This is a genomic window from Klebsiella sp. MISC125, assembly GCF_051131775.1.
In the GTDB taxonomy this organism is placed as follows: Bacteria; Pseudomonadota; Gammaproteobacteria; order Enterobacterales; family Enterobacteriaceae; genus Klebsiella.
Genome location: NZ_CP180448.1, coordinates 2,171,317 through 2,183,449, shown reverse-complemented (window position 1 = coordinate 2,183,449; position 12,133 = coordinate 2,171,317). Strand labels below are relative to the sequence as shown.

Genomic DNA, 12,133 nt, shown 5'->3' with positions numbered 1-12,133 from the left:
TGCTGTTTGCCCCCGCTAAAGCGGGGGCGAAACGCTGAAGTTCAGGATTTCTTTTCCAGCAGTGTGTTGTAGAGATTAACGTAGGCATCAATCATATGTTCTGCGGTAAACATCTCTTCGAAGCGGCGGCGCGAATTTGCGCCATAGCGCGCAGCCGTTTCATCACTGTTCCACAACTCGTTCATCGCCTCAACCAACGCCGCGCTATCATCGGGTGGGATGACGCAGCCGTTGACCTTATCCTGATTGATAAACGAAGTTCCGGTACCAATCTCACAAGAGATCAGCGGGCGGGCGAAGCGCGCACCTTCCAGTAAGGTAATGCCAAAAGCTTCTGAACGCAGGTGGGAAGGGAAAACCACCCCGCGACAAAGCTGGAAGAGAATATATTTATCCTCATCATTCAGGGTGCCGGTAAAGACCACGTTGCTCAGGCCGCGCCGCTCCGCCTCCCGGCGAACCTCCGCTTCAAGCGGGCCGCCGCCGACAATCACGATTGGCAGCCGGCTACGTTCGGCGGCATCCAGCAGAATATGCAATCCTTTGTAATAACGGAATGCGCCAACAAACAGGAAAAAGCTATCGCCAACTTTCTCACACCAGTAGGCCACGCGCTGAGGGTTATGCTGTATAGCTTTTTGCTCAAGGCCAAAAGGGATCACCACCGTTTTATCCAGGTACTTTTGCAACGTCTGGCTGGACGCCACATAGTTAGGTGAAGATGCCACAATACAGTCCACGCTGGAGAGAAATTGCTCCTGCAATGGCTGATATAATTTCATTAACCGCTTTTGTTTCACAATATCGGAATGATAGGTGACGACCGTTTTCGCTTTTGGATGCCCCATAAGATGCAGCATATCCATAAATGGAAACGGAAAGTGGTAGTTAATAATATCGTAGTTATCTTTAATTTTATTAAATCGCTTTAACGCGCTCAGGGAAAATGGCGTAGAGGCGATTTCAATTAATTGCTTATTATAGATAACCTGGTGCTCTTCATAAGCCACAGGCCCGGTATTTTTATCTGGTGAAAAGGTAAATACGTCGGCAGCGATTCCCCGGCGAGCGCTGCCCTGGCACAACTGATAAATGACCTGTTCAATACCACCGTAGGTATTCGGATAATAGGTCTTATAGACGTGTAAAACTCTCAACTTGCACCCTTAGAGTAATTTATAGGCATTGATCGTCTGGGCCGTACAGGTTTCCCACGAAAACTGTTGTGCCTGAATAAAACCGCGCGCTACTGCTATCTCCCGCCAGTATTCATCCTGCAGACTTTGCAAAATATGAGCGCTTATCGCATCTACATCATTAGGGTCCGATAACAACCCCGCATCTCCGGTAACTTCAGGTAATGAGGTGACATTGGAGCATACTACCGGAATACCGCAAGACATTGCTTCAAGAATAGGTAATCCGAATCCTTCATAAAATGAAGGATAAATAAAAGTTCTGGCTGCTGCATATAAATACGGGAGATCGCTATCCGGTACATATCCCAAATACCGTATCCATCCTTCACGGGTTCCACGCTCAACAATTTGCCACAGCGCATCGTCTTCCCACCCGCGGTAACCGCTAAGGATCAGTGGGTAGCGCACACGCGTCTCCATTGGCAGAAGTTGATAGGCCTGCAATAAACCACGAATATTTTTCCGTGGTTCCATAGTGCCGATATAAAGTGCATAGCGCTGCCACTCCAGCTGATATTTCTGCAGTACTGGCAGGCATTCAGCCGGACTACGTGGAATATAGTCGCTGCTACAGGCAAGCCGGGTCGTCACAATCCGTTCAGCAGGGTAGTTAAACAGCCGAATAATTTCACTACGGGAGAAGTCAGACACGGTCAAAATCAGCTTTGCCGATGCCAGACTTTCACGTAGTGACTTTTCCATATAACGTACCCGCTCTTTGGGATGAAACTCAGGGCGGGTAAATATAGAAATATCATGGAATGTGGTCACCGCTCGCTCCAGTTGATGCGGCAGATAAAAATTAGGGCCATGATAAATATAATCTTTATAATCCCGTAAAGCCCATGCCTGACGACGAGGGTGTAATATACGGTAGGCTTCAATAAATAATGGCTGGCGACGTAAAAAAGCCGATAGCTTACCGTGGTTACTGGCCTTAGCATCCGTCTTATTTTCTACCTGCGGAATGCTATCAATAAATGAAGAGCCGTGAAATAACTTAAGCTCTTCAATTTCGCTGGCAAGCGTAAGTCGTTTTACCAGCTCAAGGGAATAACGACCAATACCCGTTAGCGGGTATTTAATTGGCTCAGTTGCAAATATAATTTTCATAATGGATGGCACATCATTAAGCAGGCATCCCCTGCATTAAAAGGCAAAAAATGCAGGGGACTATTTTATTTAAAATATTTAGCTTTTGCTAAGCCTTGACACATATTAACCAGGCGACGGGATACGGCGTAGTAATCATGCTGCTCCCGCCAGGCATCAGCGCGTTTTTGAGTACTGAGCGCCCAGGTGTCCTGCTGACGAATAGACTGCAGAATGCGGTCAATTCCCTGACTGATATCATCCAGGCCGCAGCCATCAAATTTAAAGACGGCATCGTCCAGGTCATCAAATATCGCCAGCGGCGTGACGGCAACAGGCTTTTGCGTCGCCATACCGTAGCGTACCGCGCCGCTCGCTGACTCACCGGTATTCTGATAGGCAAAAATCAGCAGGTCAGCTTCTGAGAGCAAGCGCAGACTTTCATCATCAGGTAGAAAATCATTATGCATCTCAACCAGATCCGTTACGCCAAGACGCTGAGCCGCTGCTTTCAATTCAGCCACCAGGTCACGCGATTCTCCTACCGGATATTCGGCATTCACCAACCGTAAACGAACCGGCTTTCCAGCCTGCTTCAACCGATGAACGGATTCAACCAGCTCCATCAGCCCCTTGTGTGGTAAACAAAAACCGTAGCTGGCGATTAACGGTAATGTCTGCGGTTTGTTCTGAACAACCGAAGCCGAATAATTAATGACCCCATGAGGGAATAAGGCGACGTTATCGGTCAGACCCAGCCCTTTTAGACGGTTCATATCGGCAATGGAATGCACCAGCAACCGATCGCACAGCGCCAGCGCATCTGCCATTTCAGCAAGGCGGAAGTTCCACGTTGGCTCTTTTTGCGGATCCACCGTCGAATGCATCGCCATAACCACGACGCGTCCGGCATCATGCTGATGACGAATAAACGCAGCCAGTTCACGATGATTAAAGAAACCGTAGTTGAACTGAATCACAATCACGTCAAGGCGTAGCGCATCAATTTGCTGCTGGAGATTTCCCAGATAGTTGTTCTCTTTACCGACTATCCAGTTGCGCAGCACAAAGTCTTCATCAGGATTAACCAACTCTTCGGCGCTGACCTGGGGAGCAAAAATCACATCCGCACCCTGCGGCGCGCTTTCCACTAAATGCTGAGAATAGGTCGCGATGCCGCACTTCGTATTCCAGGTAGTCAACCAGCCGATCCGCGCCCGGTGCTGAGCAATATCAATGTGCGCTCGCAAGGTTTTAACCGCCTGCTGAGAGCGCTGCGCAACTGCCGCCCACGTAAATTGAGACAAAATGAGCTGACGCCCGGCATCAGCCATTTTGCGCAGCGCGGGTTTGTCCGTTGCAGCGGCTTGCTTCAGGGCAGCGGTTAAATTATCGATGTCCACACTGGCCCAGGTGGAAGCAAACAGTCCAAAATGCGTTTTTACCCGCGTAAATTGATAGTCCACCAGCCATGAATTTTGTGAATTCACAAAATCAAGCTGACCACTCCAGTTGGTCACAATCGCCGGTAGCCCGCTAAGCATCGCTTCAGCAATAGGCAGACCAAAACCTTCTGCGCAACCCGGCGCAACCAGCACATCGCAGCTTTCGTAAAGGCCTTTCAGCTCGCTGGCCGACATATCCGCTTTGATCACTTCAACTGCTGGATAGTCAGCAAACTCGCTTTGCGCCTGCGCAAGCCAGGCGTCGATTTCGTTATGCGGATTGTCGAAGGTTTTAATGATAAGGGAAACGTTATCGCGACGGGTAAACGCCCTGCCCCAGGCCTGCAGCATTGCCTGCACGCCCTTACGCGGGAAGCAGGAAGAGACATGCAGGAAACGGAACGTACCATCTTCGTTCTTATTTCCAGGTTTTTCTGGTGTATTCAGCCAGTGATCGCAGCCGTTGCCGACCACAAATGCCGGTACGCTAAGCCCATTGTCGATCAATACTTTTCGCACGTGCTCTGAAGTACACAGAACGCCATCCAGTTCACGGTTGAATTCACCGATCCAAGGCTGGGGAAAACCGGTTTCTTCCCAGGCATAGCAGTGAAGAAGTTTAACCCGGGCATTCATATCAGCAACGCGCGGCGGGTAGATATTTCTGCTGAGGATATCAACCTTTTCCCCAGCCTCGACAGCGCGGCATTTATTATAAAAATTAAGCAGATCGCTATTTTCCGCCTGCGCCATAAACGCCGCATCGGGGGCGAAATCTCCGGGCCCTTCCGTCGAATGCAGTAGCACATCCACGCCATCCCCTGCCAGCGCACGGGCAAACTCACGGTTCACCAGCGCCAGGCTGTATGAACTGTCGAAAGGCCCCTCTACGCGCCAGTTTAGCGCGTCATCATCAAGCTGATAGAGTTCAGTCGTCTTCAGGTTGTAATCGATAGCCGTCGCGCATAAACGCAAATCACGATCTTCCGCTTGCCCCTGACTGATAGCGAGGATCCGCTGCACCAGCGCCTCTGGCGACGACGGAACGCCGTTTTTTTCTTCCGCTACGATTTTCTCAAAAGCTTCCAGAGCGGTAACAGCAGCCTTATCCCATGAGAAATTCCCCGCCTGCTGCTGCGCCAGTTCTTTCACTCGCGCCAGGAAATGAGCATCCGTCAGGCATTGAGTTATCTTTTCACGAATGGAGGTAACGGAATAAGGGTCAAACAGCGCATCGGGATTGCCGATAACTTCAGGAATACTGGTAACGTTTGAGCCAATCGCCGGAGCGCCGCAGGACATCGCTTCCAGCACGGGCAGGCCAAAACCTTCATGCAATGAGGCAAAGATAAACAGCTTACACAACCTGTAGAGCTGAATCAGTTCGTTTTCCGGCACATAGCCGGTCAGCACCAGTTCACCCTGCTGCAGGCCATTGCCGGAAGCCAGGGACTCAAGATACTGACGATCGCCAATTGAAAGTTTACTGACGATTACCAGTTGGTGTGCGCGACGTAAATCGTCGCTGAGCCCGGCATAGGCCTCAATCAGTCGTTTAAAGTTTTTACGCGAGTCGAACCCGCCCGGCGCATACAGGACAAACTCGCGCTGGATACCGTAGTGGCCCAATACCGTCTCTTTTTCACTCGCGCTAACGTCTGCCGCACAGAACTGCGGATCCGCCGCTGCGGCGATGTTCTGCACATGCTCGCCCTGCAGATGCAGGTGCTCGATTGCTTCCTGCGCGGTGTAACCTGAGTTAGTCAGCAGAAGATCGGCGTTTTTTAACCATTCAACTTTCTGCAAATAATAGGGCTTATAAACATCGTCCAGCAGGTAGGTTTCTGCCTGTACCAGGGGAATCAGATCGTGGTGCAGTACCGCCACTTTGTAGCGACGGCTAAACTTGTGCACCGAGGTGACAGCGTCGTCGACGTGCCCTTCAAACAGGCTGGTAATGAAAACCACATCCGGACGCAGCCCTTCAAGAAAAGCTTCCCGCATCAGCTCAGCGCTTTCCCGGCGCCATTCGTTACCTCTGTCCATCGCCCGGACCGGCCCCGCGGCATGCCAGATAACAATATTTTCTGGCGGCAGAAGATCGGCGAACTGCGCCTTCACATCGGCGATGGATTCCCCGAGCATGGCGGACAAAGCAATGAAAACTTCATGTTGGCTATTATTTCTAATGATCGCTCTGGCGATGGAAACACTATAACGACCGATGCCACGAAAGCGGCTTTCCGTCTGCGCGCCTTGTAAGTCAATGACGATACGCATCGTTATTTCTCCGTATTTTTATTTTTTAATTCGTTATAAATACTCAGCGCGCGACTTGTCATTTCTTCAGTATCTACGTCATATCTTCTGGACTGCGCCATCATCATCGGGTCCGACGAAACCAGCATCACGCGCTGGAACAGGCGTTGGAGCAATTGATAGCTACCGGTTTTCCGGAGGATCTTAAACAGATACACCTTCGACCTGGGATAGCGATGGAAAAAGACCAACGAGAACGCCATCCCTTTGCGCAGTATTTTTCTTGCCGCGCGCCGGGAACGAACCTTAATGCCTTCCTGGCGCAACAACTGTCGCTGGAATGAGAGCCAACGCAGCGGCTGGGTGATTCTCCACGAGCGGCTGTTATGTAAATCAGTAACCTGCTGATTAAGCTGGTGGTTATGCGCCACAAGTTGGTTGAGTTCGCCCACCTGGCTCTGCAGAAGCTGAATGCCCTGCGCCATTTCACCTATTTTTCGGGCGTACGATTGCTCAAATGCTTCCAGTTGCGCAGCAGAAGCCTCAAGTTGTTCACCCAAAATAGCATCGTATCGGTCACTTAAAGCATCCAGCGTCAGGCCGTATTGTTGGGTAAACAATGGCTCGAAGCTGGCGAGAAGCTCAGGCTGCGCATCTTTCTGCGCAATGATGCTGTAATCCGGGCTGACGCCTTTGAGGACATCAACCAGCCTAACCGATGCATTAGCAGCTTTCAGGGCATCTTTTTCCTGCAGACGCACGGTTATCGCGCGATTAAAGCCGTAGTGAATAGGCAGAAACTCCAGCAACGGCGGCGGCAGCGGATGGTTATGAGTCGGGTCCATGTAGAATGAACAGGATCCGACGCTCAGGTTTTCCGGATTCGGCGTTTCAAGAATCAGCAAGCCGCCGGGCTTCAACACACGTAGGGTGTGCTTGACGAGCTGCTGCAAAACCTCAAAAGGCAGGTGTTCAGCAATATGGAAACCAGTCAGTGCGATCAGACTTTCGTCTTCCTGCTGCTCAAGGAACTGCAGGCAGTCCATTTTCTGCACGTTCAGCCCGGCTTCCTGAGCGCGAGCCAGCATACCGTCATCAAGGTCAACGCCAACGTTAGCGATAGCGTTTTCATTGAGGATCTCCAGCCATTCCCCGCGGCCGCAACCAATATCGGCAATCATCCCATCGGGATAGCACGCTTTCAGACGCGTCAAAAAGGGCAAATAAAAACTCAGGCGGCCCTTAATATCTTCGACCGAACCTCTGTGTCGTTCTTCAAATGAACGATAAAACGACGAACCCATTAAGAAATCTCCAGTTCAGGCGGCAGCCAGGACACACCGACAAACTCTTTCTGATCCGTATTCACGACGTTGAATACCACAGCCAGATCGCGCCACTCGTAGTTTTTGCCCAGATGGGTACTTGAAGTATGCAACGCAACGGCAACGGAATAGGAGCCAACGCCCAGGTTAGCGTCAAAAGAGAACAAGAATGAGCGTTTTTCCCCTTTTTTCAAGGAGGTAAGAGCCTGATTCAGATGATGCGTATTGGTCCCAAAGATAGGTTGCCCCAGGCGATCCTTAATCATGTAACCAACAACCAGTTCAGGAATATCTTTCTCAACCTGGACACTCACCTGCAGGTGAACGCGTTGCCCTACCGCAGCGAATTCAGTCACATTCCGTTGTTCATCCAGTAGATTCACTTCCGAAATGGTCACTTCGCCAGTGCCGGAAACAGTTTGCGTTTTACCGTTATGCTCGACTTGTTTGATGGACTGATTTTGCTTGTCCGCCAGCAGCGCATTGTAATAATCCATGACGGCTTCCGGCTCGCCTTCCATCTCGATACGGCCTTTATTCAATAAAATGGCGCGATCGCAGATGCTTTGGATAGCCTGCTTATCATGGGATACCAGCAAAAGCGTGGTCCCTTCCTTGCGGAATTTACGAATACGTTCGAAACTTTTATGCTGGAAATAGGCATCGCCTACAGATAAAGCTTCATCAATAATCAGCACATCCGGGCGAATAGCCGTCGCTACGCTAAAGGCCAGACGCACCTGCATGCCGCTTGAATAAACGCGTACCGGCTGGTCGATATAGTCGCCAATTTCGGCAAACTCTTCGATCTCAGGCATCAACTCAGTAATTTTTTCTGACGACAGCCCCAGCAGTTGCCCGGACATATAGACGTTTTGTCGACCGGTAAAATCGGAGTGAAACCCCATCCCTAACTCCAGTAGCGCCGCAACGCGCCCGGAGATTTCAATATTTCCGGTCGTCGGTCTGGACGTTCCGGTAATCAGCTTCAGGAGAGTGCTTTTACCCGCGCCGTTTATCCCGATGATCCCAACCGCCTCGCCGGGAGCGACTTCAAAGTTGATGTCGCTCAGGATCCATTTCAGGTTATGGCGTTTAGTGTTAAAAGGAGATAACCATTCAATCAGTCTGCCGGTTTTTGAGTGATACTGGCGATAGGCCTTACCAACATTATTTACTCTGATATCGCTCATTATAATTCATCCACCATATCTGCCGCATGCTTGCGGAACATCCTGAAGCCGATGACGCAGAAAATAATGGCAAGAGCCAGTACCGGCCATAACGAATACCAGTTGGGCGCCTGATGGTAGGCAAATATTGACTGATATGACTGCATGACGCGCGTCATCGGATTATACAGCAGCAGATTTTTCGCCCATCCCGGTAATGAATTAAGCACGTAGACGATAGGCGTAAACCAGAACCAGAACTGGAGCGCGACGCCCACAAGTTGACCGACATCGCGGAAAAAGACGTTCATGACGCCTAATACCATGCCTAAACCACCAGCAAATAGTACCTGCAGCAGTAAAACCGGTATTACTGAAAAGAATAACCAGCCGGGAAAATTACCGGTGACAATAATAAAAATCAAAAACAGGCTGAAGATAATCGCGAAATTAAGAATCGCCGATAAGGTAACAATAATCGGCAGGCAAATTTTCGGAAAGCTAAGCTTTTTAATCAGGTTGGCGTTGTTAATAAACACGCTCTGCCCTTTATCCAGCATCTCCGTAAATAACCCCCAGGTCAGCACGCCAGAACAGAGATAAATACTGTAGGCAAACGGACCGGTGTTATCCGGCATCCTGGCTTTCATCACTTCGGAAAAGACAAGGGTGTAAACCAGAATCATTGAGAGCGGCTGTAAAACCAGCCATAGCGCGCCCAACATGCTGGTTTGGTAGCGCGCCTGAAAATCGCGCTTAACGCTGCTCCAGATAAATCCCCGATAACGATAAATCGTCGTGAACAATTCTCTCACCTTATTCCCCGCTTAACAGGTGTAACAGCTCTGCTGTTTTTTCTTTCATCAGCGCAGGCGCTGCTTTTGACTCCACATTGAGGCGTACCACTGGCTCCGTATTCGAGCTGCGCAGGTTAAAGCGCCACTCCGGGTATTCAATACTGATGCCGTCGGTGGTGTCCACATTTGCCGCATCTGCCTCATAACGTTCGCGGATGCGCGCAATCGCCGCTGCCGCATTCTCCAGCTTGCGGTTAATTTCCCCGGAGGCCGGGAACGCCGCCTGCCTGTCCGCCACCAGCGCTTTCAGCGGGCTGTTTTTCAGACACAGCAGCTCCGCCACCAGCAACCACGGGATCATCCCGCTGTCACAGTAGGCGAAATCACGGAAATAGTGATGCGCACTCATTTCACCGCCGTAAATCGCATCTTCCTGACGCATACGCTCTTTAATGAACGCATGTCCGGTCTTCGACATCACCGGCCTGCCGCCGCTGCGGGTCACGATATCCACCGTGTTCCACGTCAGACGCGGGTCATGGATAATTTTGGCCCCCGGCTGCTTTTGCAGGAAGGCCTCCGCCAGCAGGCCAACTATATAATACCCTTCGATAAATTCAGCATCATTATCAAACATAAAGCAGCGGTCGAAGTCCCCGTCAAAGGCAATCCCCATATCCGCCCCGTGCTCGCGTACCGCATCAGCGGTATCCTGGCGACACTCCGGCAGCAGCGGGTTAGGGATACCGTTGGGGAAATTGCCGTCCGGCTGGTGATGCACCTTAATAAAGGTCACCGGCACGCCAGCTGCAACAAAGCGCTTTTCCACTTCATCAATCACATGACCGGCGGCACCGTTGCCGGAGTTCACCACCAGCTTCAGCGGGCGGGTGAAGTTTGCCAGGTTCACGTAGCCCATCAGGTGGTCCACGTATTCCTGCAGGACAGATATCTGACGCAGGGTACCGCGACGGGATGCGTCCACCGGAGGAAACTGATTCTCTTCCGCCAGACGCTGGATATCGCGCAGGCCGGTATCGCCGCTGATGGGCTTCGCATTTTCACGCACCAGCTTCATGCCGTTGTAGTTCATCGGATTATGGCTGGCCGTCACTTCAATGCCGCCGTCCACGCCCAGGTGGAACGTGGCGAAGTAAATCTCCTCGGTGCCGCTCATACCGATATCCAGCACGTCGGTACCCGCATCCATCAGGCCGTTGGCCAGCGCCAGCTTCAGGGACTCGCTGGTCAGACGGACGTCGCCGCCCACCACGATTTTTTTTGGCTTCAGGAACTCACCATAGGCGCGCCCGATGCGATAGGCGATATCTTCGTTTAATTCTTCACCCAGTTTGCCGCGAATATCATAGGCTTTAAAACAGTTAAGCTGTGTCATTCTGAGTCAATGTCCTGCAAAAGTTAGCAACGACCGTACTGGTCTTTAATACGGATAATGTCGTCTTCGCCCAGATACGACCCGGACTGAATTTCCAGCACTTCCAGCGGGATACGTCCCGGGTTTTCCAGGCAGTGTTCGGCACCGATGGGAATAAAGGTCGACTGATTCTCCGTGAGCAGGAACTGCTTGCCGTTGACCGTTATCTGCCCCGTGCCCGCAAGGATCACCCAGTGCTCGGCGCGGTGGTGATGCATCTGCATGGAGAATGCGCCACCCGGCTTGACGGTAATGCGGTTAACGTTAAAGCGCGGCGTCTGCACCACCACGTCGCTACGTCCCCACGGGCGATATATTTCGCGGTGGCGTTTATATTCGCTGCGCTGGTTGCTCTTCAGGTACTCAACGACCTTTTTCACGTCCTGGGCGCGATTTTTGTTCATCACCAGCACCGCGTCTTTGGTACTGACAATCACCAGGTCCTCAACGCCAATCGCTGCCACCAGCTTTTCGTCACTGTTGATGTAGCAGTTCTGGCTGTTGTGTACCCAGGCATCTCCCTTTAACACATTACCCATTTCATCTTTCGGGCTGACCTCCCACAGCGCTGACCAGGAGCCAACATCGCTCCAGTCCGCATCCAGCCCCACCACCACCGCATCGGCGGTTTTTTCCATCACCGCATAGTCGACGGACTCATCCGGACAGGCACTGAACACATCATGCGGGATGCTGATAAAGTCGCTGCCGCAGTCGGCCGCCCGGACGGCAGCCGTGCAGGCTTCAAGGATATCCGGGCGGAATTTCGCCAGCTCGGAGAGATACTTTTTCGCCCGGAACATAAACATACCGCTGTTCCAGTAGTATTCGCCGGAGGCCAGATAGGCCTGCGCACGCTCAAGGTCAGGTTTCTCCACAAAACGGGCGACCTGATAAGGTGTGTGCTCCCCCTCCCCCAGCGCATCGCCACGCTGGATATAACCGTAGCCGGTTTCCGGGGTGTTCGGCACGATGCCGAAGGTCACCAGGTGGTCGTCCTGCGCGTACTGTTCCGCCACGCGGATGGCGTCGTGGAAGACCTGCTGATTATTAATGATATGGTCAGCCGCCAGCACCAGCATCAGCGGGTCATCGCCATTCTGCGTGGCCTGCAATGCCGCGAGCGCGATAGCCGGGGCGGTATTGCGGCCTACCGGCTCAAGGATGATATTTTTCGACAGTTTATTGAGCTGTCTCAGCTGCTCGGCTACCAGAAAACGATGCTCTTCGTTGCAGATGACCATGGGCTCATGGATATCCAGCCCGGAGAGGCGCGAGATGGTTTCCTGCAACATGGAGTTCTGCCCGTACAGTCGCAGGAACTGTTTTGGATAGAGCTCACGGGACATCGGCCACAGGCGGCTACCGGTGCCACCAGCCATAATCACAGGAAGTAACATGATAAAATC

At 51.7% G+C, this 12,133-nt stretch carries 8 protein-coding genes; all 8 read right to left on the bottom strand.

The features are described 5' to 3' along the window. Positions 1-41: 41 nt before the first annotated feature. The gene (locus tag ACMYSL_RS10230; RefSeq protein WP_434662606.1) at positions 42-1,157 is read right to left on the bottom strand and encodes a glycosyltransferase; all 1,116 of its coding nucleotides are present in this window, start codon (positions 1,155-1,157) and stop codon (positions 42-44) included. Between the two features lie 9 nt (positions 1,158-1,166). Continuing rightward, entirely contained in the window at positions 1,167-2,312 is a 1,146-nt protein-coding gene (locus tag ACMYSL_RS10225) for a glycosyltransferase family 4 protein (RefSeq protein ID WP_434662604.1), read from the bottom strand. Between the two features lie 65 nt (positions 2,313-2,377). Continuing rightward, positions 2,378-6,016 (bottom strand): glycosyltransferase, encoded by a 3,639-nt coding sequence (locus ACMYSL_RS10220; protein ID WP_434662601.1) that lies wholly within the window; start codon positions 6,014-6,016, stop codon positions 2,378-2,380. A gap of 2 nt (positions 6,017-6,018) precedes the next feature. Beyond that, positions 6,019-7,299: a class I SAM-dependent methyltransferase gene (locus ACMYSL_RS10215; protein WP_434662599.1), complete on the bottom strand. Its 1,281-nt coding sequence runs from the start codon at positions 7,297-7,299 to the stop codon at positions 6,019-6,021. Then, positions 7,299-8,513: an O8 family O-antigen export ABC transporter ATP-binding subunit gene (gene wzt / locus ACMYSL_RS10210; protein ID WP_182207290.1), complete on the bottom strand. Its 1,215-nt coding sequence runs from the start codon at positions 8,511-8,513 to the stop codon at positions 7,299-7,301. Before wzt ends, ACMYSL_RS10215 begins: the two co-directional genes overlap by 1 nt. Next, entirely contained in the window at positions 8,513-9,307 is a 795-nt protein-coding gene (wzm, locus tag ACMYSL_RS10205) for an O8 family O-antigen export ABC transporter permease subunit (protein WP_110275459.1), read from the bottom strand. Before wzm ends, wzt begins: the two co-directional genes overlap by 1 nt. Position 9,308: 1 nt before the next feature. Next, a complete protein-coding gene (gene rfbK / locus ACMYSL_RS10200; protein WP_182207291.1) occupies positions 9,309-10,685 on the bottom strand; it encodes an O9 family phosphomannomutase RfbK in 1,377 nt (458 codons plus the stop codon). 23 nt (positions 10,686-10,708) lie between these two features. Beyond that, positions 10,709-12,124 carry a mannose-1-phosphate guanylyltransferase/mannose-6-phosphate isomerase gene (locus ACMYSL_RS10195; RefSeq protein ID WP_434662595.1) on the bottom strand — a complete coding sequence of 472 codons (1,416 nt, stop codon included), beginning with the start codon at positions 12,122-12,124 and terminating at the stop codon, positions 10,709-10,711. Between the last annotated feature and the right edge of the window lie 9 nt (positions 12,125-12,133).

Bases quoted from the DNA above. Each gene is read 5' to 3' on its own strand.
- ACMYSL_RS10225 (WP_434662604.1), bottom strand. From the start codon at position 2,312: ATGAAAATTATATTTGCAACTGAGCCAATTAAATACCCGCTAACGGGT.
- ACMYSL_RS10220 (WP_434662601.1), bottom strand. From the start codon at position 6,016: ATGCGTATCGTCATTGACTTACAAGGCGCGCAGACGGAAAGCCGCTTT.
- ACMYSL_RS10215 (WP_434662599.1), bottom strand. From the start codon at position 7,299: ATGGGTTCGTCGTTTTATCGTTCATTTGAAGAACGACACAGAGGTTCG.
- wzt (WP_182207290.1), bottom strand. From the start codon at position 8,513: ATGAGCGATATCAGAGTAAATAATGTTGGTAAGGCCTATCGCCAGTAT.
- rfbK (WP_182207291.1), bottom strand. From the start codon at position 10,685: ATGACACAGCTTAACTGTTTTAAAGCCTATGATATTCGCGGCAAACTG.
- ACMYSL_RS10195 (WP_434662595.1), bottom strand. From the start codon at position 12,124: ATGTTACTTCCTGTGATTATGGCTGGTGGCACCGGTAGCCGCCTGTGG.